The organism is Caballeronia sp. INML2 (assembly GCF_023631365.1).
Taxonomy (GTDB): domain Bacteria; phylum Pseudomonadota; class Gammaproteobacteria; order Burkholderiales; family Burkholderiaceae; genus Caballeronia; species Caballeronia turbans.
On sequence record NZ_JALQDH010000018.1, the window covers coordinates 1 to 24955 of the forward strand.

The following is a 24955-nucleotide window of genomic DNA, read 5'->3' on the forward strand; positions in this document are numbered from 1 at the left end:
GTTCGGGTGCGGCGGCGCCAGGGGCCGCTTCGCTTGTGTGCGTGGGACTCGGGAGGTCGAGGGATTGGGTGTACATGCGGAGCTCCACCGTCTTTTCTGAGATACGATGGAGCCGAGTATAACTATTAACCGACCGTCCGGTTGATTAATTTTGCTTGCGGCTATTTCGACTTGAATAGCATCGCGTTAACCCGCGGCGATCACACGTCTGAGCGCCCAGCGTCGGCACGCAAAAAAGCCCAGCCGTACAGACGGACTGGGCAAAACCACCGGTTATCCGGCAGCGGAGGTCGCTTCACGCCTTGCGTAAGTCACGCCGAGAAGCGCATTTCGAGTTTTGGATGCAATCGACCAGCACGCGGCACATTACGAGCACGGATCGGCGGACATCTTGAACTGGTTCACTGCCCGAAGAAGACACCCTGCGGATCGACCCGCTTGCTGCCACGGCCCGATTGCGACGCCGCACCCGTCGATGACCCATATCCTTCAGCCTGCACTTGGGCGAGGCGCACATCGGCGACGCGCGTTTCGGCTGCCTGCACTTTCGCCGGGTAAGACGCGTCTTCCGCGATGGGCGAATAACCGGCCTTCTCCAGTTGGACGAGTTCCCCGCGGACTTCGGCGCGACTCACGGGTGCGCTCGATTGCGCGAACGACGCAAGCGGTGTGGACAAGATGGCGGCTGCGATAACTGCATTGACCCACGATTTCATTCGACTCTCCCTGATATTCCGATGAAGCCCGGCGCGCTTCGAATTCATGACGTGCCGAGCGAACGACCGAAGTGTAGGGGCATAGCCGCGGATGATCATTCACAGCGTCAAGGAAGCATCTTTGCAAAATCAGTAAAGAAAGGGTCTCACGGGGAGATCCAATAATGCAGCGCAACGTCGGCAGAACGGCACTGAGGCTCTATCGGAGCCGTATCGAAAACGATTTCGACGCCACGCAAAAACGCGTCCGTCCGATTATTCCTATATCGACAAAGATCATTCAACGGAAACGAGAATGATCTTCGGAACACGCGTCTTTACACTCCGTTCACAAGCTGCTTAAGACCAAACCGGCAGCATGATCAGATATCCGAATCGGAGGTAGTCAACATGAAGACGTTCATTTCCACCGTCGCAGTCGCCGCAGCGCTCGCCATTCCCGCCCTTTCGTTTGCGCAGCAGTCGGATGCGCCCGTCACCCGCGCTCAGGTGCGTGCCGAGCTCGTCCAACTCGAAAAAGCCGGCTACAACCCGAACATCAGCGACCCGTCGTATCCGTCGAACATCCAGGCAGCGCAAGCTCGCGTGAGCGCAACGCAACTCGCGCAAGCACCGACGCAATCGAGCGACTACGGCTCGGTCGCTAACGGCTCGTCGCAGTCGGGTCGCACGACCGGCGCCCAACCGCGTGCGCTCGGCGCCTACTTCGGCCAGTAAGCGCGCAGCTTCGACAGCCAATTCGCATCGGCTTTGGCGCAACGGGGCGACATCCGCGAGATGTCGCCCCGTTGCGTTTTGCATGCGAAATGCTTTATCCATGATGGCATGTTGCATTCGACACATTCGATACGAGCGCGTTAGCAGGCCATCCCCCGCCAGGCTCAGTTCGCCGGAATCGTAACGACCGGCGACTTCGCCGTGTCCGTGACCTCCGCGAGCGCCATCAGGTTCTGCACGACCGTGAACGCGTATTTCGAATCGAAGTCGCCGCGATCGATCCAGTAGTGGGACTTGTCATAGAGCGCGCTCACATATGCGTCCCGCGGCACCTTCTCGCCCACCTTCACGATGATGGTCGGCCGCGTCTCCCCGCCGATCAGCCCGATGCCCGGCTTGGTCGCGCCGCTGCCGACCTGCTCGTCGGGCACTGCGATCTGCGCGCCCAGATCGGTGAGGATGCCGAGCACCGAGCGCGTGACCATCGGAACGCGGTTCCGATCCGACGACTGTCCATAGACGATTTCGTAAGTCTTCATCTTCGGCGAAAGGTGCAGGAGCCTTCTCACGAGCGTGAGATCCTCGACGACTTCCTTGTTCGACCCGCTGCGCGTCGCGCCTAGCGTGATGAAGACGCCGCCCTTGTCGGGGCTGTTGCCCTTCGCGCTCTTGTCGCTCTTGCCGTTCTTGTCATCCGCGTTACGCGTTTCGATGTTGAGTTCGCCCGCCAGCTGCAGTCTGCGCAACGCCTGCAGCAGCAGGAAGAACTCGGGCGATCCCGATGCGTTCGGCCCGCCCAGTGCGTTGCCATTCTGCAAGCCGCTGATCGACTGCGCGGTGATGCGCAACAGCAGATCGATCGGAATGCCGCTTTCGGCGAGCGGCAATACGAGCGTAGGGGAAAGCGGACGAATATAGGCGCTTGCATAGGCATCGCCGGTCGTCGGTGTGAACGTGAACGTCGGATGATTCGAGTAGGAGACGCTGCCTGTCGCCTGCGCGTAGTTCGGCTGCGCGCCCGAGCCGGCATTGAGCACGACGCCGCCCGTGGTATCGAACGTATACGCGGCGATGATGCTGCTCACGGTGAGAAACGACGGCGCGTCCGCGAAGCGCAATCCGACAATCGCGGCAAGTATTTCACGCTTTTTCGCATCGCCGAGCGCGCGGGCGTAATCGACCTGATCGGCCTTGAGGCGGCCCGGGCCGATGCCCGCGCAGCCTGCTGCGAGAAAGGAGACGGAGAGAATGGCAACCGATAAGGCTTTCCTTGTCATGGCTCTATATGAAGGAGATAAGGAGGATCGACGGCCCACGGCCGCGGAACACCCGGGCCGAAGCCGCAAAATTCATACCGTTGGGAGCCTGGCGCGCACGATCGCTTCCGGCGCGTTGCACGCCGGTTTATCGAAGGCTTTTGCGACCCGAGGTGCCTTGTCAGGCCGCAAGCGAAGTCGTCTTACGAAGCGCCGTGCCGCTGCGCTTTCGACTGGGCCTGCTTGCCCTGCGATGTCTCCTGAGCGATGTGACGGCTCGCTTCCTTGTGCTGCGCGACGAGCGCATCGAGCCGGTCCTGCGCGAAGCGCGGCCCGTCGTCGCGTGCGAAAGCGGGTGCGGCGAGCGTCGCTGCCGCAAGGACGATGACCGTGGCGAAAGGCGTTCTTTTCATGATTCACCCCGCGATTTAACGCGGCAGGCCCCGAGTGCCGCCGCGAGACTAGGATCGCACATCGGCCGCAACGCTGCGCGGCGCGTGCGTGCTTCATTGCTCCTGGCATCCCTCGTCTTTCCGCCAAAATCCAGCATGCCTTCGCATGAGCGCCGTTTGCACCGTTCGCGTGCTTGCGCACCGCGCGCGAATTACCTATTCCTTACTTGACGGCGTCTTTTGTCATACCGGCGCCGCGACGAACGGCACATACGGAGACCCGCGCGCTCATGAATCTCGCCATCTTCTTCGACGGCACGTGGAACGAGCCCAACGACCGCACCAATGCGTATCTGCTCTATAAGCTCGCGCCCGAGACCGACCAGCAGGAAACCTTCTATGTCCCCGGTGTCGGCACGCAAGGCAACGGGCTTTTCTCGCTCGCGAACAAGTTTCTCGGCGGCGCGTTCGGCGACGGTCTGAGCGACAACATCGAAAGCGGCTACGCGTGGCTATGTCAGCGCTACAAGTCCGATGCGAAGATCTACATCTTCGGCTTCAGCCGTGGCGCCTATTCCGCGCGCAGCCTCGCCGGGCTGATCCGCAAATGCGGACTCGCGAACGACTGGAGCCCGCAGTCGATCGATCAGGCGTATGGCGTTTATCGCGACAAGGACGTCGGGCCTGCCGATCAATCGGTGGTCGAGTTCCGCAAGCAGTTCACGCGGGAAGTCGATGTCGAATTCATCGGCGTATGGGATACCGTCGGTGAACTCGGCATTCCGCTCGACGGCGTGCCGGTGCCGGGCTTTTCGAGCTACTACAAGTTCCACGACACGACGCTCTCGAACAGAACCAGGGCGGCTTATCACGCGATCGCCGCGAACGAGTTTCGCTCGCTCTACAAGCCGACCTTGTGGACGCCCGGCGCCGACACGCGCGGCGGCAATCTGCCCCTCGAGCAACGCTGGTTCGCGGGCGCGCATGCGAACGTGGGCGGCGGCTACGTCACGCCGCCGCGCACGCCCGAGGATCTGCTGCCGCTCATTCCCGCCGAGTGGCTTCGCAGAAAGGCAGCGGACCACGGCCTTTCGATCGGCGGTCCGATCGCGATACCGCCGCAGGCGTTCCAGTCGCAGCCCATCGATTCGTACACCGAGTTCACCGCGCATCATCCGTTTTTGCAGGCCGTGTGCAAAAAGGAGCCACGCGTAGCGGGAACGGCGTTGAATGAAACAATCGACCCGAGCCTGCTTCAACGCTTGAGCGCGCCCGGTTTTCTCGACATGTATCCGGCGCTCGTCGCGCAGCTGAAAACGCTGCCCGTCGGAGATTAATTCAGGAATCCGCATCGCCTGCCGACTTGTGTGCGCATGCCCGCACACGTCGTTAAAAAACGATGCCTAGAATTCGTCTATCAAACGTTTGCGATGCGAACGAATCGCAGATTTCGACGCAGTGCTTTCGACGGCCGCGCGTAAGTAGTTGCATGTGAAACCATCTGCCCGAGGCGCGTGGCTCGGGCCGACGTCCGCCCGCAGCCTATGCTCCGCCCGGACACGAGGAGACCGGCATGAGCACGACTACGACGACGGACTTCACCGGGCATGGCGCGCCGGCCGACATCGACGCCCAGACGAACGACGACGACTTCAGCGACGGCGAGCCCGGCCCGCGCGCGGCGGCGGACATCGCCAAGTGCGAGGCACTGATCTCGCATGCGGCCGAAACCGGGACCATCCTCGAGAAGACCGACGTCGATGCGGTGCGCGGTGCCCGGGCCGCCTTCGATCAAGGCATCTGGAGCCGTGCGATCGGCAGCGCGTTCTACGGCGCGATGAGCCGCATCGCGGCATCGGTGCAGTATCCGGGGCGACGCATCGTCGTCGATCTCGATCACTGCCGCGACCTCGTTTCATATGGCGCGAAGAATGGCAAACCGCTCGACGAACACGATATCGAAGCGATGTCTAAGGCGCGCACCGCGCAGCAGGACCACACGTGGAATCCCGAAATCGAGAGCGCGTTCTACGCCGCGATGAGCCGCATCGCGCACGCGGTGACGCCCGTCGTCGCCGAAACGGCGGGCGACGAAGCGCGGCGAGGCGCACGCCGTGCGATCCGCATCTACACGCATTCGGCGATCGCGCTGACGCTGCTCGTCGTGTCGCTGTCGTGTCTGCTCTTCGTGGCAAATCAGGTGTCGACGGATATCGCGACCGTCGTCAAGGCGAACGATGCAGCCGCGCTGACGCTGCATAACCAGTTGCAGGCGCACGCGGTCGCCATTGCCGATGCCGACAAGAAAGACGCGGCCGCCGTGGTAGCGCTGCAGAACTCGCAGCCCGCCTTGCAGATCAAGGAGGAACTGCAGCGCTTCGCGACCAACAATCGCCAGCTCTTCGCGGACGTGTCACGCATCAGCGCGTTCACGACGAGTCTCGGGCTCGGCGCGATACGCAGTCCCTATAAAGCGCCCTGCGACGCCGAGGAAAACGTGCTCAATTTCCAGGGCGCGTATCGCACGTCGCATTCGCCGAAGTATTACGGCGGCAAGGCCACGAGCGGCGACTGGCAATGCAATCCCGACGTCGCGCGCAAAGTGCTGGAAATCACACTGCCGCTGCTGGCGAAGCCTAGCGCCGAGCCCGGCGACACTCACCTGCCCACCGATGTCGAAGCCGTCGCGCAAGGCTTCCAGAAAATCGCGGTGTATCAGGACATTCGCGCGATGGCGCTGTATGCGAACGACATCATTCTGTCGATCGTCGGCGCGGTGACGGGCTTTCTGTTGCCGGTGCTCTACGCGTGGCTCGGCGCGTGCGCCGCGATCCTGCGGCAGCTCTCCGCCGATTCAGCGGCCAACACGTTCCATCCGGAACATTCGAAGGTCGCCAACCGCGCACACGTGACGAGTGCGATCATCGTCGGCATCTCGATCGGGCTTTTCAGCAAACTGCTGGAAGGCGGCAAGGAAGTGTCGCCGCTCGCGATCGCGTTCGTCGCGGGCTACGCGTCGGACAAATTCTTCTTTTTCGTCGATCGGCTCGTCGCCGCGATGTTTCCGCCGCGCGGCGATCCGCCCGCGAGAACCCCGCGACCCGACGGCGGTGCGCCGCGCGCCACGGGTCTCGCGAAGAACACCGCAAGGACGGCGATGCCGGGAGGCACCCCTGTCGGGCCGCCGCCCGGCGTGTGAGCTTCAGGTCTCGTCGAGCTCGAACTCGACGCTCGGATAATCCTGCAGACGGCCCATCACCTCGGCCTCGCGCTCGCTCGTGAAAAGGCCGTCGAGATAATCGAATGACAGCTTGCCGGCGAGCGCCTTCAACGCAAGCTCGGCGCTGCGCTTTGGCTCCGTGACGAGATCGCCCGAATCCATGCAAGCGCAGAACTGTCCGTTCTTCGAATCCATCGCGCCGATGTCGATGACCTTGCCGTCGACGTTCTGCGCGAGCACGCGCTGCTCCACCGCGAACAGCCTGAACGGGCGTTCGAGACTTGCGGGCCGCCCTGCTTTGCCTTCCTTGCTTTCATGATCGACCATGGTGCGATTCTCCGGTCCGGACATCGATCGAAACAATGCAGCAAAGGCCGCGCCCGCGGTCTGTGCGTTGCAGCATCGACGCGCCTTTCCTGCACGCGCCGCGCCGTCCTACATTGAACCATCGGGCACGCAAACAGAGGAGCAGTCACCGTGAATGCAACCATGAGCGGCAAGGTCGCGGTCATCACCGGCGCGAGCCGCGGACTCGGACGCAACGCCGCACTCAAGCTCGCGCAGCAGGGCTGCGGCGTGATCGGCACCTACAACCGCAATGCGCAAGCCGCGCAATCGCTCGTCGATGAAATCGCGAAAGGCGGCGGCAAGGCAGCCGTGCTGGCGCTCGACGTCGCCCGGTGCGAGACCTTCGAGGCCTTCGGTGACGCGCTCTGCAAGACGCTCGAAGACACCTTCGAGCGCGAGAATTTCGATTTTCTCGTGAACAACGCGGGCATCGGCGTTCATGCGCTCTTCGCGCAAACCACGCCCGCGCAGTTCGACGAGCTCGTCAACATCCAGTTGAAGGGACCGTTCTTTCTGACGCAGACTCTCCTGCCTTATCTCCACGAGGAAGGCGCGATCCTGAACGTGTCGAGCGGGCTCACGCGTTTCGCGTTGCCGGGATTTGCGGCGTATGCCGCGATGAAAGGCGGAATCGAGGTGCTCACGCGCTATCTCGCGAAAGAGCTCGGGCCGCACGGCATTACGGTGAACACCATCGCGCCGGGGGCGGTCGAAACGGACTTCGGCGGCGGCGTCGTGCGTGACGATCACGACACCAATCGGTTCATCGCGGATAACACGGCGCTCGGGCGCGCCGGTTTGCCGGACGATATCGGCGGTGCGATCGTGGCGATGCTCTCGGACGGCAATCGCTGGATGACAGCGCAGCGCGTGGAGGTGTCGGGGGGAATGTTCATCTGAGGCAACGGTTGCACTGCGCGCAAAAAAAAACCCGGACGCACGAGGCGTCCGGGTTTTGCATACAACATGCTTAATGCCTAATGCATCACGCCGCGAAGCGTCGCTTAGAAGCGGTGGATGATACCCACGCCTGCCGCGAACATGCTGCGCGATGCCGACGGTGCGCTCTGGAAGCCATCGCCGATCGTCGCGTTCGCTGCCGTCTGACGGTTCGCCGTCGTGCCCGAAGGCACTGCCAGCGTGTTGCCGTTCGCGCGCTGGAATGCTTCCAGTGCGTACAGGCCCGTGCGCTTGGACAGCGAGTAGTACTGGGACAGGTTGAACTGGTGGTACGACGCTGCGTCGTTGATGCCGTTCGCCTTGCTCGCCCACGTATAGCTGTAGCCCGCCGCGAAGTCCCATGCCGACGTCGCCTTCCAGTGCAGCACCGTGCCGGCCGTGTTGAACACGGCTTCGTCCGTGAACAGCGAGTTCACGCCCGGAATGTACTGAACGTTCGTGTACGTGACCGAGATGTCCCACGCGCTGTTGAACTGATAGCCGCCCGCAACCGCGAAGCGCTGCTGAGCTTGCGCGCGCTGGTAGCCCGCCGTCACCGCCGACACGCCCGGCTGGCCCGAGCCATCGGTCGCCGCGGTGCTGTTGATCGTCGTCGAGCTGCTGTTGTAGATGCCGCCGCCGTTGGCCGCGTTGTTGATGCGCGAGAACGCCACCGCACCACCGATCGGGCCTTGCTGGTACTGGATCGCCGCCGACCAGGTCGAGCCTTGGTACACGCTGTCGGGCACGCCCGCGAAGGAGTACGAGCCGCTCACCGTCACGCCGTAGAACTTCGGCGACGTGTAGACCACCGAGTTGTTCGCACGGTAGATCGTGTCCAGACCGTCCAGATCGCCCGGGTGCGCGCCGAAGTAGCCGGTCAGCCAGTTGGTCGGGCTATACGGCGAGAGCAGCGTGTAGTACGAGGTGTACTGGCGGCCCAGAGTAACGGTACCGTAGCCCGGGTTCGTCAGACCGACCCATGCCTGGCGGCCGAACATCGCGTTGGTGAACTGCTGTTGCCCGCTGTTGATGTCGAAGCCGGATTCCAACTGGAAGATGGCCTTGTTGCCGCCGCCCAGATCTTCCGCGCCCTTCAGGCCGAAGCGGCTGCCGGCCCAAATGCCCGACGCCATCTTGACGTTCGAGCGGCCCGGGTTCGTCTTGGCCAGGTTCGTCTGGCTGCTCTGGTAGACGATCGAATCGTCGACGATACCGTACAGCGTGACGCTGCTTTGCGCGAACGCCGGTGCCGCGGCGGCGAACGCCGTGGCTGCGACGACTGCGGCCTTGGTCAGTGTGAAACCCTTCATTTTTTCTCCTCAAGCGGTGGGCAATTACTTGCGTGCGAGTCGTGGAACCGGTGCCCCCGAATGGTGGCTTCGTTATGTTTCAACTCGTAACTTTTATCGTGGGCAAGTGTATGGCTTACAGACCGAATGGGAAAGAAAGACGCTCGTGGGTGTCGTTTTTTTTCACTGTCTGGTTAACCAGTATTTTCTGACGCGCAGATATTGGGCAACCGGGCATGAAACTGACGCTGAGCTGACGACACCGTGGCGAACTGAGGATGCAAACGAGGCTGATTGATGGCGCGCCGGACTGCTTTAATGCGATCGTTCGTTCTTATCGGCAGACGCGGCCTTTTGGCGCGAGAGTGGCGCGATTGCTGCGCTGCAAGGATCAGCGGTGCAAGTCGAAGAATGAAAGGTCAGATGCCCGAGTGCAGGCTAAATGGCGCGCACGCGTTTTTCAGGCGGCGGGACGCGCCAGCGCATCGCAAATATGTTGAAAGCTACCCGACGATGCGCAAACGCGAAGCTGAATATCGGGCGAACGCGCTGCAAGCTTGCGCCGCCCGATCGAACGGCTAGTGCTCGATCTTCGAGCGCAGTTCGCGCGCCGTCTCGAGCAAACCTTCATAGCCCGAACGCGCGTGCGAAGGCAGGTCCGGATCGCCGACGAGCGTGCCGAGCGTCTCGATGATGCTGTACAGAATGCCCTTCGCCGCGCCGGCCGCCATCTTGCCCGCGGCATAGGATTCGTCGACGTGTGAAATGGCCGCATCGAAATGCTCGACCTCAGGATGCGCCTCTCCGATACCCGATGCGTCGTCGTCGCGCGGCCTGTTCGGGTCGCTGTTCATGATGATGGTCCTCCGTGTGTGGTCTCTGCCTTCTGTATAGCGCCACTGCGCGAAGCGTGCAATCGGCGCAGCCGCACTTCTCACGACGCGGGCTGCTCGTGGATCGGCTGAATGAAGTGCACGCGGCGCGTGTCGCCCGTGCTTCTGCCCGCGCCGTGCGGCACGCCGCGCTCCGTCAGCAACGCGCGCAGTTCGATGATGACCGGAAACACCTCGTGATTGTGGTCCGCACCCTGCCGGTCATGCGCCTCCTGCTCGCGCTCGACGATCCACCGATCCTCCTTGAAGATGCGCTCGGTAAACCAGACGAGCAGCGGCCACGCGGCATCGAGCAGGAGCGGAATCTTCGGGCGGCGGATCGACAAGAGACCGAATGTGCGGTTCGTGCGCTGCTCCGCATCGAGCGGCACGTAGGCGATCCACAGATCCATCACCATCGTGTCGTCCTTGGTGCGGATCTTGAGCGTCTGGTACGGGTATTCGGTGCGGATCGTCATTACGTCCTTTTCGCCGTCGTCGGGCTTCGTGCCGCGCTTCTGCCCGAAAACGAGCGCCTCGCCGATCGGCTGCTTGCCCGCCTCGCGCGCGAAGATGTAGTCGACTTCGATCCAGTCCTCGCCGCGCCGTCTGCCGAGCGAACGCGCGCGCATGCTGCCCATCTGCCGCCGATGCAGGAACTGATGGTTCATGTCCATCAGGTTTTCGTGCATGAAGGAATAGTGGCACTTCACCTCGCGGCCGAAGCGGCGCGTCTTGTAGGCGCGATCCGTGGCGGAGCTCAGGTCGGGAAACTTGGCGGCGTCGGCGCGCGCCGGATCGCCGGTGAACACGAAGACGAGCCCGCCCGCCTCCCGGCACGGATACGCGCGCACCCCGTTGGGCAGGCGCTCGCGTCCGAGATAGGGAATATCGGTGCAGCGGCCGGTGCAGTCGTAGGTCCAGCCGTGATAGCAGCAGCGGATCGATTCGCCATCGACGACACCCGCCGACAACGGCACCTGACGATGCGCGCAGCGGTCCTCGAGCGCGAACACCTTGCCCGACGCGGTGCGCACGAGCACGATCGGATCGCCGGCGAAGCGTACGCCATGCGCATGGCCGGTCTTCACCTCGCTCGACCACGCGAGCGGATACCAGTGATCGGGATGAATGTCGACCCGGCGCAGATCGCGCGGCGGCTTCGTCGGTGTATCGATGGAACCGGCTTCCTGCTCGCCCTGCGGCAACGCTGCGTGCATGTACGACGCCTCCGATGAAAGGAGATCGGATTGAGCGCCGCATCCACACGCGGCGCATTGAACGACCATTCGCAGTCTACACGGCGACGGTCATTTCGGCGCGTGCCGAATGGCCGGGACGGTGCCGCACTTCACGTTCGCTCAGCGAGTTGCGCGTGTAGATAATCGATGAGCGCGCGCACCTTCGGCGGCAGAAAGCGGTTGGGTGGATAAAGCAGCCACACCGGACCCTGATAGGCGCGCGCCTGCATCTCCCAATCCGCGAGCACGGCCTGCACCGCGCCCGACGCGAGCGCATCGCGGGCGGCGAATTCCGGCAGCGCTGCAATGCCGAGGCCGCCTTCGGCCGCTTCGAGCCGCGCGCCCGCGTGATTGGCGATATAGCGCCCGCGCACGGCGACCGTCACCGTTTCGCCGCTTCGTGTGAAGCGCCAGCGGTTGTCGTCGGCGGTTTCGCCCAGATGGATACAGTCGTGATGCGCAAGCTCGCGCGGCTGGCACGGCACGCCGCGCTCACGCAAATACGCCGCCGATGCGCACAGCAGCCAGCGCACCCGTCCGAGCGGCCGCGCGGCGAGCCCTTGCGGCGGCTGACTCGTCGCGCGGATGACGAGATCGACATCGCTGTCGAGCGGATCGATGTCGTGATCCGCGAAGACGAGTTGCAGATCGACGTCCGGATACGCCGCGAGAAACGCCGGCACGAGCGGATGAATTACGGATTTTGCATACGCCGTGGGCGCGGACAGCGCGACGCGCCCCTGCGGCTTGCCCGACGACTGTCCCGCCGCGTCGACCGCGCCCGATGCGGCCGCTGCCAGGTCGCGGCAATGGCGATACACCTGATATCCGGACTCGGTCACGCGAATCTTGCGGGTCGAACGCTCCAGGAGGCGCGTGGCGAGCGCCTCCTCGAGCCGCTTGATCTGGCGGCTCACCGTCGATGGCGTGCTGCCCAGTTGCCGTGCGGCGACCGAGAAGTTGCCCGCATCGACGACGCGCGCGAATACGGCCATATCGGGCATCAGGTCGAAAAGATCGGCGGGGTTCATTTGTGCAGTTACGACAAGAAAGCTGTGCGTCGGAACCGGATTATCGCTTCGACTGCATCATTCGACAATGACGGCTCCCCTCCTGGAGCCGCCATATGTCCATCGAATCGCCCGCCCGACGCCTGCTTCCGCTCTCCGATCTGCTGCTCTTCGTCGTCGCGATGGTGTGGGGCAGCAGTTACGGCATCGTCAAAACCGCGCTCGCGTTCTCTCCGGTGCTCGCGCTGCTTGCGTTGCGCTTCGGCATCACGTTCTGCCTGCTCGCCGTGAGTCTGCGTCATCTAAGGCATGCGAGCGCGGCGACGCTGCGCGGCGTGCTCGTCCTCGGCCTGCTGCTGCTCTCGATTTTTTTGGCCGAAACATTCGGTGTCTTGCATACGCGCGCCGCGAACGCCGCGTTTCTCATCAGCTTGTGCGTCGTGTTGACGCCGCTCGTCGAATGGGCGCTGCTAAGACGCCGTCCCGGCGCGGCGGAGTGGCTCGCGGTCGGCGTGTCGTTCGCAGGCGCGTGGCTGCTCGCGGGCGACGGCGCGCTGTCCTTCGATTTCAATATCGGCGATGGGCTCATTCTCGCCGCCGCCGCGTTGCGTGCGCTGTCGGTCTGCGTGACCAAGCGCGTCATGCGCGCGGCGCCGCTGCCCGCGCTCACCGTGACGGCGGTGCAGGCGGGCGTCGTCGCAGCGGGCAGCGCGATGATCGCCCTGATGTTCGCGCCGTCGCAATGGCAGCCCTTGCCCGCGCTTACCGGTCACGGCATGTTCTGGGGCTCGGTGCTGTATCTCGTGTTCGCGTGCACGCTCTTCGCGTTCTTCGCGCAGAACTACGCGATCGGCCGCAGCAGCCCGACGCGCGTTTCCCTGTTGATGGGCAGCGAGCCCGCGTTCGGCGCGATTTTCGCGAGCGCATGGCTCGGCGAGCATGTGTCGATGGCGGGCTGGATCGGCGGCGGGATGATTGTCGCGGCGTCCCTGATGGCGACCGTGCCGTGGCGCGGCGTGTTCGTGGCACGAGCGGGCGAAGCGTGAGCGCGGTCCGCTCTAAGCCCGCTTCTCGAACACGACACTGAAGTTATTGGCCGGCATCGCGACCGTCTCCACGAGCGTCAAGCCGGCCTCTTCTCCGAGTGCTGCGACCGCTTCCAGGTCGCGCACGCCCCAACGCGGGTCTCGCGCGCACAGTTGCTGATCGAACGCTTCATTGCTCGGCGCGGTATGCGCACCGTTACGCCGATACGGCCCGTATAGGTACAGGACGCCACCCGCCGACAGTCTCGCGCCGGCGCCGCGAAAGAGCGACTCGGCGGCCTCCCACGGCGCAATGTGGATCATGTTGATGCATACGATCGCCGCCACGTGCCCGATGCCCCAATCGTCATTCAGCACGTCGAGCGCAAGCGGCGCGTTCAGGTTCGCGAGCCCTGCGTGGGCACGCCAGGCGGCGATGGAATCGCGCGCGTCCGCATCGGGATCGCTCGGCTGCCAGACAATGCCCGGCAGCGCCGCCGCGCAATGCGCGGCGTGCTGCCCGGTGCCGCTCGCGATCTCCAGCACGACGCCGCTTCGCGGCAGCACGCGCTCGAGCACCGATAGAATCGCATCGCGATTGCGTTCGGCAGCGGGCGCGCGGCGACGCACGGCGGTGTCGGAATGTGCAGTGTCGCCCGGGCCGGATGATCCCTGATTCATATGCGATGGCACTTCGCGTGCGTAGAGTGAAAGTCATATCGAGCCTAACGGGACGCGCGAATAAGCGTCAAGCAGCGCGCTCCCGAGGCACGAAGGCGCACCGACATGGCGCGATTCGTGCTGCCGCTTCGGGCCACGCGCCCGCGCGGAAAGCGCGGCCTGCAAGCAAACCTGTGTATGCTCCCGGTTGATCCCGCGTCCGCATTCGCATTTTGCATGCATGTGTGTTGCATTCCTAATGCCAGATTGAATGCATTCGACGTGCATTCGAAATGCAGACGCGATGCGACACGCGCCGAACGCATCCCGACGAACTCAGTCCCGCGCACCGACGCGATCGAAATGGAGTGATCCATGCAGCACGACCAGAACCGGAACCCGACGAAGCAATCGAACGACGGCCCCGACGACGACATGATCGCGTTCGCGAGCGAAGTGTTCGATGTCGCCCGCCGTGGCGATGCGCTTATGCTCGACGCGCTGCTGAACAAGGGCTTGCCGCCCAATCTGCGCAACGACAAGGGCGACAGCCTCGTGATGCTAGCGAGCTACCACGGCCATGCGAACGCGGTGCGCGTGCTGCTCGAGCACCATGCCGACGCGAACCTGCGCAACGATAACGGCCAGACGCCGATCGCGGGCGCCGCGTTCAAGGGCTTCAGGGAGGTGATCGAAACGCTGCTTGAATACGGCGCGGATGTCGAGGGCGCATCGCCCGACGGACGCACGGCGCTGATGATCGCGGCGATGTTCAACCGCGTGGAGATCGTCGAACTGCTGATTGCGCGCGGCGCTGACCCGGATGCGCGTGATGCGGGTGGCTTCTCGGCCCGGGACGCCGCCGAAAAGATGGGCGCGCCCGACACTGCGGCACGACTTGCAAGGGCAGCGGATGAGCGCAGTCGAGCGCCCGACGCATGAAGACATCCGACCGGCATGATGTTCATTGCATGCATTATTCAGTCCGCTGAACGAGCGACGCCTCGCGCACGTCGAATCGATCTGACCACCACCGATCCAACAACGAACCAGACAAGCAGGTGACCCGGAACCATGGAGCTTTTGCGATGACAGGCGGTATCTCGCATCGGGGTGATGCGTCGCCGATCAGCTACCACGCGCCCGCGCGAGCGTGTCGGGCAGACAGCGCCTTCGGTGCCGCCGCGCGGCTGATATCCGGCGTGGCTGCGCTCATCGTCGCCATTGCGCGCATGTTGCGCGCGCTGCGTCTCACTGCAAGCCTTCCGGTCGCCGCCGCGCTCGCGCTCTCCGCATGCGGGCTGATGCCCAAGCAAGTGCCCGCGCCGATCGTCGAGCATTCGTATATTCCGGCGCCCGAGGAAGCCGGCTCCGGCGAGCCCGAAGAGCCCTTGCCCGCCGTGCAGGCGCCGGAGCCGGCGTCCACGGTGAAGCCAGCGCCGGCCCCGAAGCCGAAGCGCCGCGTTGTCAAGCCGAAGCCACCCGAGCCGGCCGTTGCGCCGCCGCCGGAACCGCCTGAGCCGCCGCCTCCGCCGCAGATCATTTCGACGCGCATCATGCAGCACGATCAGCTGCACGGCCTGCTCGATGCCGAGGTGCAGCGCCCCGAAGGCAAGGTCGTCGGCCGCGCGGTGGACATGTATATCGACGGATCCGCGAAGCCGAAGCTCCTGATGGTGAATCTGGCAGGCTTCCTCGGTGTCGGCGACCGCAAGGTGAATTTTCCGTGGACGGCATTTCGCTTCACGCCGAACTCGAAGACCGCGCCGATCACCCTCGTGCCGCCCCCGCCGCCGGCGAAGGGCAAACCGGCCGATCCGGTGCCGAAGCCGCAGCCCATCGCGGAGGCGCCGGCGAATTTCACGCAGCTCGTCGATTCGACGGTGTCGCAGAAGAATGGCGCGCGCATCGGGCGTGTGGTGGACGTGCTCGTCGATGCTCAGGCGCAGCCCCAGGCACTCGTGCTCGATCTGTCCAGCTCGCTCGCGGGCGACAAGCGGCATGTCGCGGCCAACTGGGGCGACCTGCATGTGCTCTCGCGCAACAAGCAATGGCAACTGCAGATGGATTTCAACGGCGCGCAACTGAAGGCCGCGCCGACCTACGCGCCCGAGCAGCCGATCAAGATCGTGTCGCCCGTCGTGCCCGCGCCTGCGCCTGCGCCGGCAACGGCTGCGAGCGCGGCGTCGGCGCCGGCTTCGTTGGGCACGGCCGGCGCGTCCGGCGCGGCGCCGGCGCAGGCTTCGGGGGCGCGCCCGGCCAGATAACGGATAACGACATCGAGAACCGATTCACAACATGGTAATTGCACGCAGTCTGCGCGCGCTCGACTGGCTGAACTTCTTCGTCGCCAACGTGCAGACCGGCTTCGGCCCTTTCATTGCTTCGTACCTCGCGGCCAACAAATGGACGCAGGGCGAGATCGGCCTGATGCTCTCCGTCGGCACGATCAGCGCGATGGCGAGCCAGTTGCCGGCAGGCGCGCTCGTCGATGCGATGCGCAACAAGAAGTTCGCCGCGCTCTCCGCGATCATCGCGATCATCGTGAGCGCGCTTTTGCTCGCTGCGAGCCCGACCTTCGTCCCCGTCTTCGCCGCCGAAGTGCTGCACGGCTTCGCGAGCTGCATGCTCGTTCCGGCGATGGCGGCGATCTCGCTCGCCCTCGTCTCGCGGGCCGATCTCGGCGACCGGCTTGGCCGCAATGCGCGCTGGGCGTCGATCGGCAGCGCGCTCACCGCCGCGTTGATGGGCGCGTTCGGCGAGTATCTGTCGCTGCGCTCGGTGTTCTTCCTCACCGCCGCGCTCGCCTTTCCGGCGATCATCGCGCTGCGCATGATTCATTACGATGCGCCGCCTGACGTGCCGCGCGTACCGGCCGGCAAACCCAGGCTCACGCCCGAGGGTGAAGAGCGCGAATCCTTGCGCGAGTTGCTGAAGGACAAGCGCCTGTTGATTTTTGCGGCGTGCGTGGTGCTTTTTCATCTGTCGAACGCGGCGATGCTGAATCTCGCCGCCGGCGAAGTGACCGCGCACATGGGCGACAACGTTCAACTCGTGATCGCGGCGTGCATCATCGTGCCGCAGTTCATCGTTGCGGCGTTATCGCCCTGGGTCGGACGACAGGCGCAGATATGGGGCCGCCGGCCGGTGCTGATTCTCGGGTTCTGCGCGTTGCCGGTACGGGCGATTCTGTTCGCGGGCGTGAGCAGCCCGTATCTGCTCGTGCCGGTGCAGATGCTCGACGGCATCAGCGCGGCTGTGTTCGGCGTGATGCTGCCGCTCATTGCGGCGGATGTCGCGGGCGGGCGCGGGCACTACAACTTGACGATCGGCTTCTTCGGACTTGCGGCGGGCGTCGGGGCAACGCTTTCGACGGCTGCGGCGGGGTTTGCTGCCGATCGCTTCGGTACTGCGATGAGCTTCTTCGGACTCGCCGGCGCGGGCGCGCTTGCGGTGTTGATGGTCTGGCTTGCGATGCCGGAGACGCGGACTGCGCAGGTGGTGGCGAAGGATGAGGCGAAACCCTCGGTGGGGGTTTAGGGCCTCGGCGTCGGCGTCGGCGTCGGCCTCGGCGTCGGCCTGGGTTGCTGGATCCCGTTTTCTTTTTGGTTTATTAGCACTGCCCCTATGCGGGGCGGCAGTCACTTTCTTTGCTGCTGCAAAGAAAGTAACCAAAGAAAGCAGCTCCACACGCCCGCGGTCACACGCAGTTTGGCCATGCTTGCCAGGTGACCGTGGGCTGCCTAAGTGTCGCCCTCAAAGATTTAACCGGGCTTGGATCGCGCACGGTCTGTCGCCCCGCGCCGCATAGCGAATTGGTTCAGCATCAAATCGCTCCAGCCCGCTTCGCGGCCGTTGGGTCAATCGGGTCTGCCCGTACTCTTTTTGCTAACGGCTCTATCTCACTGCATTGGTAATTCGTTGGTTTCCGTTGCAAACCCTGCGGCAGCGCGTAGCGCTGTGCCGGCGCTGTTTCGTGCTGAACCAGCGCGTTTGAACAACTAGCTTGTCAGACCGTGTGCGATCCAAGCGCGGTTGGACCTATGAGGGCGACACTTAGGCAGCCCACGATCGGCTGACAAGCATGGCCAAACTGCGTGTGACCGCGGGCGTATCGAGCTGCTTTCTTTGGTTACTTTCTTTGCAGCAGCAAAGAAAGTGACTGCCGCCCCGCATAGGGGCAACGCTAATAAACCAAAAAGAAAACGGGATCCGGCGAAAAAAAATCACCTCAACACCCCCAGCCCTTCGAGCAGAGTGGGAATCAACTCACTCACCGTAGGATGGATATGCATAGCCCGCTGCAACGTAGTAAAAGGCGCATCTGCATTCATGATATCGATGAACGTATGAATAACCTCATCCCCTTCGATCCCGTAAATCGCCGCACCTAGAAACCGCTGCGTGCGCGCATCGACGAGTGCTTTCATGAAGCCATCGGTTTCACCGCGCTCGCGTGCGCGCCCCACGCGTGACATCGGCATGGTCGCGATGAGCGCCTCGCGGCCGTCCTTGCGCACTTCTTCCTCGCTCATCCCCACCCGCGCGAACGGCGGATCGACGAACACCGCATAAGCCATGATGCGCGTGTCGACACTTCGCGACTCCCCATCGAGCAAATTCGAAGCGATGATCTCGTAGTCGTTCCAGGACGTATGCGTGAACGCGCCGCGCCCGTTTACATCGCCGAGCGCGTACACGCCTTCCACTTTGGTGCGCAACTGCCCGTCCACGTCAATCATGCCGTGCCTGTTTACCGCGATGCCCGCCTGCGTCAGGCCGAGATCGTCGGTGTTCGGCGTGCGTCCGGTCGCGAAAAGCAGATGCGAGGCGTCGATGGTTTCATCGCCGCACACGATGCGCACGCCACCCGCCGACGGCTCCACGCGCCCGATCTGCGCGCCGAACCGAAACGCGACGCCTTCGCGCGCGAGCACGCCCTGCATCGCGCGCGCTACGTCCTCATCCTCGCGCGTCAGAATGCGCTCGCCGCGCACGAGCAAGGTCACGCGGCTGCCGAAGCGCCGGAACATCTGCCCGAACTCGAGCGCGATATAGCTCGCCCCGACGATGACGAGATGCTCGGGCACTTCCGTCAGCTCGAGAATCGTGGAATTGGTCAGATACGGCACGCGTTCGAGCCCGTCGATCTCCGGCACGGCCGCGCGCGTGCCCGTGTTGATGAAGACGAGATCGGCGCCGATGTCCTGCGTCGAGCCGTCGGCCGCTTCGATGGACAGTGCGTGCGGCCCCGTGAAGCGTGCATGTCCCTTGAGCACCGTGACATTCTCCGTCCCGCGCAGCCACGCTTCGATGCCCGTGCGCGAGCCGCCGATCACCTCGTCCTTTCGCGCCTTCACGCGCGCCATGTCGATGGTGATATCGCCGCCGATCATCACGCCATACTGCGCCGCCGTGCGCGCGACATGCGCCGCCCGCGCGCTCGCGACATAAGTCTTGGTCGGCGTGCAGCCGACATTTACGCAAGTCCCGCCGAACAGATGCCGCTCGATCACCGCGGTGCGCTTGCCGCTTTGCGCGAGCCGCACGGCAAGCGGGGAGCCGCCCTGCCCCGTGCCGATGACGAGCGCATCGAAGTGCTGTGCCATGCTGGATTCTCCGTGCGAATGAAGCAGATGACGAATCGCGATGCCAGAATCGAAATGCATCTTACGCGCAAGTCGTCGGGCAGGCAGCGACCCTGCCCGAAGCATCTTTCCGGCCACGGGCATGGCGCGTGCTGCCCTCGAAGCGAACGACGCGCGTCACGGCGCGCGTTTCGCCCAACCCTCAGCACCCAAAGCCCAAAGGCATTCATGATCGAGACGATCTGGTTTCTGGTCGTCGGTGGCGTGCTCATTTTCATGGGCCTCGCCAGTTCGACGTTCAAGCGCCTGCCGATCAGCACCGCGATGTTCTATCTCGCGATCGGATTCGCAATCGGGCCCGGCGCGGCCAATCTGCTGACGCTCGACCTTGCGAACGATGCAACCGTTCTGAGGCGCATCACCGAAGTCGCGATGCTCGTTTCGCTTTTTGCGATCGGCCTGCGGCTGCGCCTGCCGCCCACCGACCGCATCTGGATTCTGCCGATCCGGCTCGGCTTCGTCGCGATGGTGCTCACGGTCGCGATCCTCACGCTCTTCGCCGCCTATGCGCTCGGGCTCAACTGGGGACCGGCGCTGCTGCTCGCCGCGATGCTCGCCCCGACCGACCCCGTGCTCGCTCACGACGTACAGGTGGAAGCGCCCGGCGACATCGATCTGCTGCGCTTCTCGCTGACGGGCGAAGGCGGCCTCAACGACGGCATCGCGCTGCCCTTCGCCCTGCTCGGCATCGCGGTGTGCAATTTCGGGGCGACTTCCAACGAGGCGTCGATCTGGAGCTTCGCGTTGCAGGCGATGTGGGGCATTACAGGCGCGCTCGTGATCGGGTGGCTGCTCGGTGCCTTGTCCGTGCGCGGCGTCGCCTATCTGCGCACGCGCCACGGCGAGGCGCTCGGGCCGGAGGGTTTCTATGCGCTCGGGTTGATCGCGTTGTCGTACGGCGTCGCCGAGTTGCTGCATACCTACGCGTTTCTCGCGGTCTTTGCCGCCGGTCTCTCGATGCGCCGTGTCGAACAGAAAGAAAGCGGCGGCAAGTCCGCGCGCCAGGCGGTCGGCAACATCGACGCGGAGGACGTCGGCGCCGCGGCCTCCGATCCGGAGCGCGCGCACGCGTTCATGGCCGAGCGCGTGCACGGTTTCACGATCGAACTGGAACGCATCGCCGAAGTGGCCGTCATGCTGATGGTCGGCGCCGTGCTAGCGACGATGTGGCGCGACCTGTTCACGTGGAAGGCGGCTGCACTCATCGTCGCGCTCTTCTTCGTGTTGCGGCCTGCCGCGGTCGAGGCATCGCTCATCGGCTCACATGCGACGGGCGTGCAAAGGCGGCTCATGAGCTGGTTCGGCATACGCGGCGTCGGCTCGTTTTATTATTTGCTCTATGCGCTCGAACATGCGCCGCGCGACGTGGCCGCGCCGCTCGTGCCGTACGTCATCGCGACGATCGCTGCGTCGGTGATCGTGCATGGCATCACCGCTACGCCGCTCATGAACCGTTATCAGCGCGCGCGCTCGGCTGAATGAGCGTGGCAACTCATCCCTCGAGGACCGATCAGGCGTGAAGCATCTGATTTTTTTCTGCGGCCATGCCGGCACGGGCAAGACGACGCTCGCCAGGCAGCTTTTTGCGCCGCTCATGCAGGCGACCGGCGAACCCTTCTGCCTGCTCGACAAGGACACGCTCTACGGCCCCTACAGCGCAGCGGCGATCGGCGCCCTGACCGGCGACCCGCACGATCGGGACAGTCCGCTTTTCATCGAGCATTTTCGCGATCCGGAGTATCGCTGTCTCATCAACACCGCCGCTGAAAATCTCGCGCTCGGCGTGAGTGTGGCGATCGTCGCGCCGCTTACGCGCGAGGTGCGCAGCAAACGTCTCTTCGATCGGGCATGGCTCGGCATCGGTGAGGACGTAACCATTCGCGTCGTCTGGGTGCATGTCGATGAAAACGTGGCGCACCAGCGCATCGTCGCGCGTGGCGATCCGAACGATGCATACAAGCTCGCGCATTGGGAAGAGTATCGTCAGCGGCTTTTCGTGCCGGACGCGGCGCTCGCGCAGACGCTCGTCATGTTCGACAACACCGCGCCGTCCGATCAGGCGCGCGACGCATTGCTCGCACGCCTGGTCGCCGCGTCATGAAGTTCAGGCAGCCGCCAGTTGCCGCGTCGTCGCCACCGCGTTTGCGCCTTCGTACAGCTTGCCGAAGCGGTTGTTCAGAAACGCGTCGAGCGGCACCTGCTCCTGACGCAGGAAGCCGCTTTGCGGCAGCACGCCTTCACGGAAGAGATCGAGTTCGGCGCAGATCGCGCCAGCGGTCGTGATCTGAATCGCGCTCATCGGCGAGCCGCATACGTCCTTCGCGAAAATCTTGCGCGTGAAGACGTCCTGCACGAGTTGCCCGCGGCGCATGCCCGTCACCGTGACGAAGATCAATACGACATCCTGCGTCGTCGCAGGCACCGCGCGCTTGAGCATGGTCTTGAGACCGTCGCGGTCGGTCGACATGCGCAGATCGTCGAGCAGGAATTTCATCAGGTCGCGATGCCCCGGATAGCGCACCGACTTGTAGTCGAGCGTCTCGACCTTCCCCGCGAGCGTCTCACACAGCGTGCCAAGTCCGCCTGACGTATTGAACGCTTCGTACTCGATGCCGTCGAGCGAGAAATGTTCGACACCTTCGAGCGGCTGCACCCATTGCGTGCGCCCTTCGCGGATCGCCTCGCATGGCTGGCAATACTCGTTGATGAGACCGTCGATGCTCCAGGTCAGGTTGTACTTCAGCGCGTTGGTGGGAAACTCCGGCAACGCGCCGACGCGCATCTTCACTTCGCGCACGTCGTCGAGACGCTTCGCCAGATCATGCGCGACGATGCCGATAAAACCCGGCGCGAGACCGCATTGCGGCATGAACGCGAGTTCCGAATCGTCGGCGATCGCTCGGATCGCATGGGTCGCGCGCACATCCTCGGTCAGATCGAAATAATGCACGCCCGCCGCTTTCGCCGCCGACGCGACGTTGATCGCAAGGTAATACGGCAGCGCGTTGACGAGCGCATCGAAGCCGATCAATGCCTGGCGCAGCGCGGGCGTATCGGCGGAATCGACGCGGCGCGTCGGGATGCCTTGCGCATCGAGCAGCGCGAGTGCATGGTCGTCACGATCGAATGCGACGACGTCGAAGTCCCCCGTTTCACGCAGCAAATGGGCAATGCTTTGACCGATCAATCCGGCGCCGACGAGGGCCACTTTCATTTTCATCTCCTTTATGTGTGCGGATGGCGGGCGATCCGATGCCCTTCTTCACACAGTTTAGGAGCGCGCGAATACTGATCCTAGACGCAAAATGATGCGCATCGACGATGCTTTTCGTCGTTTCGACGATCAAGCGCTGCGATATGCAGCGCCTGCGCTCAACCGGCGCGATCGATCTTCCGCGCGAGGATGATCGAGGTCGTGGTCCGCTCGACGCCTTCCAGCGCGCCGATTTCGTCGAGCAGGTCGTTCAGCCGGTCGGGCGAATCGGCGCGCAGCCACGCGACGTAATCGAACTCGCCGCTCACGGCGCAAAGCAACTGAATCTCAGGCATGCGTGCAAAGCGCTTCTGCAGATCGCGCCCGTACTTCGGCATGAGCTTGATGCCGACATACGCCTGAATGCTCGCATCGAGCACGTCCTGCCCGAGCCGGACGCCGTAGCCCGCGATCACGTTGTTCTTCTCGAGCCGCGCAATGCGCGCGATCACCGTCGTGCGCGCGACGCCCAGTTGCCGCGCCAGATTCGCGACGCTCTCGCGCGCGTTCATCTGCAAGAGCGCGACGAGATTGCGGTCGATGTCGTCGAGCTGATCGAGGCGCGGCGGTCTCATGGGGGCGTCTCCGTAGGCATTCTGCGTTCTGAGTTATGTGTCTTGAGTACGATATGGCATTCGGCGTTTTGTGTTTTGCATTATCGCCGAGACGTCGTGGAAGGCACGCCGTTCAGACGCCGAGCTTCGTCACCATGAATTCCACGAAGCTCGCGAGCTTGGGCGTCGCGCGCGTGTCGCGCGGATAGACGAGATGCACGGGCGACGGCCTCGGCAGGCAATCCTGCAGGACGGCTACGAGCGCGCCGCTTTTCAACTCGTCTTCGACGAGCGCATGGGGCTGAAGCACGAGACCGAACCCCGCGAGCGCCGCCTTTTTGAGCGCTTGCCCATTGTTCGCGCGAAAGCGTGCCGACTGCGTGCGATGCGCGTGCATGGCCTCGTTCTCGCCTTCGAGCCGCCAGCCCGCCTCGCGGCCCAGATGCACGAAACCGAGGCACTCGTGACTCGCGAGATCGGCCGGCGACGCGGGTGTGCCCGCGCGTGCGAGATAGGCGGGCGATGCGCACACCGTCATCGCATACGGCTTGAGCGGACGCGCGACGAAGCTGGAATCGGCGAGCGTGCCGATGCGCACGGCCGCATCGAAGCCCTCCTCGACGATATCGACCATGCGGTTGGTCAGGTCAAGCTCGACGCTGATCTGCGTGAATGCCGCGAGAAACTCGGTGACGGCGGGCGTGACGAACTGCACGCCGTACGTGAGCGGCACGGTCACGCGCAGTACGCCGCGCGGCGTCGCGCTCATCGATTCGGCGAGCGCATCGGCCGCATCCACTTCCGTCAGAATGCGGCGGCAGCGTTCGTAGTATTCCCGGCCGATCTCCGTGAGGCTTTGACGGCGCGTCGTGCGCACGAGAAGCCGCGCATCGAGCCGCGCTTCCAGCGCCTGCAGATGTTTGCCGGCCATCGGCGCGGAGATCGAAAAGCGCTCGGCCGCGGCGCTCAGGCTTCCTGCCTCGACGATGGCGACGAAGACCCGCATGCTCAACAAGGTATCCACTGCGTATATTTCCAGAGACGTATCGAATGTAAGCAGTTGTGGCAATGCGGGCGAAGCCGCATGCAATCGTGATACTAATATCCGCCGATGGCGTGCTCATCGCGTTGCCTTTCAACGCAGCTTACGAAGCACGCCGCTTCCCATATCGATCGAAGGTAACCCGAATGAAAAGAACACTTGTTGCATTGGCCGCTTTCTGCGCATTGAGCCCGGTATTCGCGCAGTCGTCGGCGCCCGCCGCGGCATCGGCACCGGCCGTGCAGACCGCGGCATCCGCTCCGGCCGCCAGCAAGCGCGAGGCGCGCGTCGAAGAGCGTGTCGCGGATCTGCATTCGAGCCTCAAGATCACGCCGCAGCAGGAAGGACAATGGTCGAAATTCGCCGACGTGATGCGCGACAACGGCCGCACGATGGCGGATCTGTATCGCCAGCGCATCGCGCAGCGCGACACCATGTCCGCGCTCGACGACATGAAGCAATACGAGCAGATCACGCAAGCGAACGCGGACGGCACGAAGCGTCTCGTCGAGGCTTTCGAGCCGCTTTACGCGAGCCTTTCGCCCGAGCAGAAGAAACTCGCCGATGCGAGCTTCCGCGACGAGCACGGCAAGTCGAAGCACAGCCGCGGGCATCATCGCCCGCATGCGGCGGGTGCGGACGCAGCATCGACGACCAAGCCCTGAACGCTCGGCGCACCGGAAAGCCCGCATCGTGAACTGCACCCCAAAAGTTGGACAACCGTCCAACGACTTGGGGTGTTTTTTATGAGCAAGCACAGCGCGCAATTT

At 63.9% G+C, this 24955-nt stretch carries 24 protein-coding genes; 11 read left to right on the forward strand and 13 right to left on the reverse strand.

The genetic code is table 11. The features are described 5' to 3' along the window. Positions 1-401: 401 nt before the first annotated feature. On the reverse strand, positions 402-716 hold the full coding sequence (locus tag NCT32_RS07350) for a DUF4148 domain-containing protein (RefSeq protein WP_250490046.1): 315 nt from the start codon (positions 714-716) through the stop codon (positions 402-404). Positions 717-1106: 390 nt separating this feature from the next. On the opposite strand from NCT32_RS07350, the gene NCT32_RS07355 reads away from it, so the two are divergent. Next, complete coding sequence (locus NCT32_RS07355; RefSeq protein WP_250490047.1) at positions 1107-1433, forward strand: DUF4148 domain-containing protein; 327 nt, start codon at positions 1107-1109, stop codon at positions 1431-1433. 164 nt (positions 1434-1597) lie between these two features. On the opposite strand, the gene NCT32_RS07360 is transcribed toward NCT32_RS07355, so the two are convergent. Beyond that, a complete protein-coding gene (locus NCT32_RS07360; protein WP_250490048.1) occupies positions 1598-2710 on the reverse strand; it encodes a hypothetical protein in 1113 nt (370 codons plus the stop codon). A gap of 182 nt (positions 2711-2892) precedes the next feature. After that, complete coding sequence (locus NCT32_RS07365) at positions 2893-3102, reverse strand: hypothetical protein (protein WP_250490049.1); 210 nt, start codon at positions 3100-3102, stop codon at positions 2893-2895. A gap of 269 nt (positions 3103-3371) precedes the next feature. Here NCT32_RS07365 and NCT32_RS07370 point away from each other — a divergent pair, with 269 nt between their 5' ends. Both NCT32_RS07370 and NCT32_RS07375 read left to right on the forward strand, forming a co-directional pair. Then, positions 3372-4418 (forward strand): DUF2235 domain-containing protein, encoded by a 1047-nt coding sequence (locus NCT32_RS07370; RefSeq protein ID WP_250490050.1) that lies wholly within the window; start codon positions 3372-3374, stop codon positions 4416-4418. Between the two features lie 236 nt (positions 4419-4654). Continuing rightward, on the forward strand, positions 4655-6280 hold the full coding sequence (locus NCT32_RS07375) for a hypothetical protein (protein ID WP_250490051.1): 1626 nt from the start codon (positions 4655-4657) through the stop codon (positions 6278-6280). Positions 6281-6283: 3 nt separating this feature from the next. Here the strand turns inward: NCT32_RS07375 and NCT32_RS07380 are convergent, their stop codons facing one another. Beyond that, the gene (locus NCT32_RS07380; protein WP_250490052.1) at positions 6284-6628 is read right to left on the reverse strand and encodes a hypothetical protein; all 345 of its coding nucleotides are present in this window, start codon (positions 6626-6628) and stop codon (positions 6284-6286) included. A 162-nt stretch (positions 6629-6790) separates the two neighbouring features. On the opposite strand from NCT32_RS07380, the gene NCT32_RS07385 reads away from it, so the two are divergent. Next, positions 6791-7549, forward strand: coding sequence for an SDR family NAD(P)-dependent oxidoreductase (locus tag NCT32_RS07385; protein WP_250490061.1), 759 nt, complete (start codon positions 6791-6793; stop codon positions 7547-7549). Positions 7550-7653: 104 nt separating this feature from the next. On the opposite strand, the gene NCT32_RS07390 is transcribed toward NCT32_RS07385, so the two are convergent. The 4 genes from NCT32_RS07390 to NCT32_RS07405 all read right to left on the reverse strand — a co-directional run bounded on the left by NCT32_RS07390 (position 7654) and on the right by NCT32_RS07405 (position 12024). Beyond that, a complete protein-coding gene (locus tag NCT32_RS07390; RefSeq protein ID WP_061121728.1) occupies positions 7654-8901 on the reverse strand; it encodes a porin in 1248 nt (415 codons plus the stop codon). 557 nt (positions 8902-9458) lie between these two features. Next, the gene (locus tag NCT32_RS07395; protein ID WP_061121729.1) at positions 9459-9734 is read right to left on the reverse strand and encodes a hypothetical protein; all 276 of its coding nucleotides are present in this window, start codon (positions 9732-9734) and stop codon (positions 9459-9461) included. A gap of 80 nt (positions 9735-9814) precedes the next feature. Continuing rightward, positions 9815-10972, reverse strand: a complete 1158-nt coding sequence (locus NCT32_RS07400; protein ID WP_061121730.1) for an aromatic ring-hydroxylating dioxygenase subunit alpha — start codon at positions 10970-10972, stop codon at positions 9815-9817. Positions 10973-11103: 131 nt separating this feature from the next. Beyond that, entirely contained in the window at positions 11104-12024 is a 921-nt protein-coding gene (locus NCT32_RS07405; protein WP_250490053.1) for a LysR family transcriptional regulator, read from the reverse strand. Between the two features lie 95 nt (positions 12025-12119). Between NCT32_RS07405 and NCT32_RS07410 the strand changes: the two genes are divergently transcribed. Then, complete coding sequence (locus tag NCT32_RS07410; RefSeq protein WP_250490054.1) at positions 12120-13049, forward strand: DMT family transporter; 930 nt, start codon at positions 12120-12122, stop codon at positions 13047-13049. A 12-nt stretch (positions 13050-13061) separates the two neighbouring features. Here NCT32_RS07410 and NCT32_RS07415 read toward each other — a convergent pair whose 3' ends face one another. After that, on the reverse strand, positions 13062-13709 hold the full coding sequence (locus NCT32_RS07415) for a DUF938 domain-containing protein (RefSeq protein ID WP_250490055.1): 648 nt from the start codon (positions 13707-13709) through the stop codon (positions 13062-13064). Positions 13710-14063: 354 nt separating this feature from the next. On the opposite strand from NCT32_RS07415, the gene NCT32_RS07420 reads away from it, so the two are divergent. From NCT32_RS07420 to NCT32_RS07430, 3 genes are all read left to right on the forward strand, one after another. Next, entirely contained in the window at positions 14064-14630 is a 567-nt protein-coding gene (locus NCT32_RS07420; protein WP_250490056.1) for an ankyrin repeat domain-containing protein, read from the forward strand. 146 nt (positions 14631-14776) lie between these two features. Continuing rightward, positions 14777-15955, forward strand: a complete 1179-nt coding sequence (locus NCT32_RS07425; protein WP_250490057.1) for a hypothetical protein — start codon at positions 14777-14779, stop codon at positions 15953-15955. A 31-nt stretch (positions 15956-15986) separates the two neighbouring features. Beyond that, positions 15987-17228: an MFS transporter gene (locus NCT32_RS07430; protein ID WP_250490058.1), complete on the forward strand. Its 1242-nt coding sequence runs from the start codon at positions 15987-15989 to the stop codon at positions 17226-17228. A gap of 686 nt (positions 17229-17914) precedes the next feature. Here NCT32_RS07430 and NCT32_RS07435 read toward each other — a convergent pair. Further along, entirely contained in the window at positions 17915-19297 is a 1383-nt protein-coding gene (locus NCT32_RS07435; RefSeq protein WP_250490059.1) for an FAD-containing oxidoreductase, read from the reverse strand. A 207-nt stretch (positions 19298-19504) separates the two neighbouring features. Here NCT32_RS07435 and NCT32_RS07440 point away from each other — a divergent pair, with 207 nt between their 5' ends. Next, a complete protein-coding gene (locus tag NCT32_RS07440; RefSeq protein WP_061121738.1) occupies positions 19505-20818 on the forward strand; it encodes a sodium:proton antiporter in 1314 nt (437 codons plus the stop codon). A gap of 34 nt (positions 20819-20852) precedes the next feature. Continuing rightward, the gene (locus NCT32_RS07445; protein ID WP_061121739.1) at positions 20853-21437 is read left to right on the forward strand and encodes an ATP-binding protein; all 585 of its coding nucleotides are present in this window, start codon (positions 20853-20855) and stop codon (positions 21435-21437) included. Positions 21438-21440: 3 nt separating this feature from the next. Here NCT32_RS07445 and NCT32_RS07450 read toward each other — a convergent pair whose 3' ends face one another. The 3 genes from NCT32_RS07450 to NCT32_RS07460 all read right to left on the reverse strand — a co-directional run bounded on the left by NCT32_RS07450 (position 21441) and on the right by NCT32_RS07460 (position 24167). Continuing rightward, a complete protein-coding gene (locus tag NCT32_RS07450) occupies positions 21441-22550 on the reverse strand; it encodes a saccharopine dehydrogenase family protein (protein WP_061121743.1) in 1110 nt (369 codons plus the stop codon). A 158-nt stretch (positions 22551-22708) separates the two neighbouring features. Beyond that, positions 22709-23164, reverse strand: coding sequence for an Lrp/AsnC family transcriptional regulator (locus NCT32_RS07455; RefSeq protein ID WP_045450664.1), 456 nt, complete (start codon positions 23162-23164; stop codon positions 22709-22711). Between the two features lie 112 nt (positions 23165-23276). Then, entirely contained in the window at positions 23277-24167 is an 891-nt protein-coding gene (locus NCT32_RS07460) for a LysR family transcriptional regulator (RefSeq protein ID WP_061121740.1), read from the reverse strand. A gap of 164 nt (positions 24168-24331) precedes the next feature. Here NCT32_RS07460 and NCT32_RS07465 point away from each other — a divergent pair, with 164 nt between their 5' ends. Continuing rightward, positions 24332-24850 (forward strand): Spy/CpxP family protein refolding chaperone, encoded by a 519-nt coding sequence (locus tag NCT32_RS07465; protein WP_250490060.1) that lies wholly within the window; start codon positions 24332-24334, stop codon positions 24848-24850. The last annotated feature ends 105 nt before the right edge of the window (positions 24851-24955 follow it).

Coding starts and splice junctions, on each gene's coding strand:
- NCT32_RS07385 (WP_250490061.1), top strand. CDS start 6,791: ATGAGCGGCAAGGTCGCGGTCATCACCGGCGCGAGCCGCGGACTCGGA.
- NCT32_RS07395 (WP_061121729.1), bottom strand. CDS start 9,734: ATGAACAGCGACCCGAACAGGCCGCGCGACGACGACGCATCGGGTATC.
- NCT32_RS07415 (WP_250490055.1), bottom strand. CDS start 13,709: ATGAATCAGGGATCATCCGGCCCGGGCGACACTGCACATTCCGACACC.
- NCT32_RS07350 (WP_250490046.1), bottom strand. CDS start 716: ATGAAATCGTGGGTCAATGCAGTTATCGCAGCCGCCATCTTGTCCACA.
- NCT32_RS07370 (WP_250490050.1), top strand. CDS start 3,372: ATGAATCTCGCCATCTTCTTCGACGGCACGTGGAACGAGCCCAACGAC.
- NCT32_RS07405 (WP_250490053.1), bottom strand. CDS start 12,024: ATGAACCCCGCCGATCTTTTCGACCTGATGCCCGATATGGCCGTATTC.
- NCT32_RS07355 (WP_250490047.1), top strand. CDS start 1,107: ATGAAGACGTTCATTTCCACCGTCGCAGTCGCCGCAGCGCTCGCCATT.
- NCT32_RS07380 (WP_250490052.1), bottom strand. CDS start 6,628: ATGGTCGATCATGAAAGCAAGGAAGGCAAAGCAGGGCGGCCCGCAAGT.
- NCT32_RS07455 (WP_045450664.1), bottom strand. CDS start 23,164: ATGAGACCGCCGCGCCTCGATCAGCTCGACGACATCGACCGCAATCTC.
- NCT32_RS07430 (WP_250490058.1), top strand. CDS start 15,987: ATGGTAATTGCACGCAGTCTGCGCGCGCTCGACTGGCTGAACTTCTTC.
- NCT32_RS07420 (WP_250490056.1), top strand. CDS start 14,064: ATGCAGCACGACCAGAACCGGAACCCGACGAAGCAATCGAACGACGGC.
- NCT32_RS07410 (WP_250490054.1), top strand. CDS start 12,120: ATGTCCATCGAATCGCCCGCCCGACGCCTGCTTCCGCTCTCCGATCTG.
- NCT32_RS07450 (WP_061121743.1), bottom strand. CDS start 22,550: ATGAAAGTGGCCCTCGTCGGCGCCGGATTGATCGGTCAAAGCATTGCC.
- NCT32_RS07400 (WP_061121730.1), bottom strand. CDS start 10,972: ATGCACGCAGCGTTGCCGCAGGGCGAGCAGGAAGCCGGTTCCATCGAT.
- NCT32_RS07365 (WP_250490049.1), bottom strand. CDS start 3,102: ATGAAAAGAACGCCTTTCGCCACGGTCATCGTCCTTGCGGCAGCGACG.
- NCT32_RS07390 (WP_061121728.1), bottom strand. CDS start 8,901: ATGAAGGGTTTCACACTGACCAAGGCCGCAGTCGTCGCAGCCACGGCG.
- NCT32_RS07440 (WP_061121738.1), top strand. CDS start 19,505: ATGATCGAGACGATCTGGTTTCTGGTCGTCGGTGGCGTGCTCATTTTC.
- NCT32_RS07360 (WP_250490048.1), bottom strand. CDS start 2,710: ATGACAAGGAAAGCCTTATCGGTTGCCATTCTCTCCGTCTCCTTTCTC.
- NCT32_RS07425 (WP_250490057.1), top strand. CDS start 14,777: ATGACAGGCGGTATCTCGCATCGGGGTGATGCGTCGCCGATCAGCTAC.
- NCT32_RS07375 (WP_250490051.1), top strand. CDS start 4,655: ATGAGCACGACTACGACGACGGACTTCACCGGGCATGGCGCGCCGGCC.
- NCT32_RS07435 (WP_250490059.1), bottom strand. CDS start 19,297: ATGGCACAGCACTTCGATGCGCTCGTCATCGGCACGGGGCAGGGCGGC.
- NCT32_RS07465 (WP_250490060.1), top strand. CDS start 24,332: ATGAAAAGAACACTTGTTGCATTGGCCGCTTTCTGCGCATTGAGCCCG.